Genomic DNA, 476 nt, shown 5'->3' on the forward strand with positions numbered 1-476 from the left:
GAAGGACGTTCACTTTTCAGCAATGAACGGACCAGCACTGAAACCTGTACTTTGCCCAGCTTCAGGGAGCCAGCGGTCCGGATCATTTCGTCCCACTGAAGGACTATTTTTCGGGGATCTGATTGCCCTCTGGCAATATCATTCAGCACGCCATAGTCGGCATCATGGTCCATTCGCCAGAAAACCGAAGCACCGGCATCAGCCAGGCGTGGAGAAAACTGGTATCCCAGCAGCCAGAAAAGGCCAAAGACAAGTTCGCTGGCACCTGCTGTATCGGTCATAATTTCGGTTGGATTCAGCCCGGTCTCCTGTTCCAGAAGACCTTCCAGCACAAAGATAGAGTCCCTCAGCGTCCCCGGTATAACGATGCCATGAAAGGGGTCGGTTCCGGCTGAGGGCGAAATGACACCCTAAGCTTTCGGTTCCTTGGGCCAAAGATATTCGCCAGTCAGTAGAATGTGCGCCCAGCCCAATGG

At 53.6% G+C, this 476-nt stretch carries 1 pseudogene; it reads right to left on the reverse strand.

The features are described from left to right. Positions 1-377, reverse strand: a pseudogene (locus ACNQ0W_RS25375) (Tn3 family transposase); the annotation flags it as partial. Between the last annotated feature and the right edge of the window lie 99 nt (positions 378-476).

This window comes from Enterobacter cloacae complex sp. 6730903 (assembly GCF_048283985.1).
GTDB classification, from domain to species: domain Bacteria; phylum Pseudomonadota; class Gammaproteobacteria; order Enterobacterales; family Enterobacteriaceae; genus Enterobacter; species Enterobacter hormaechei_C.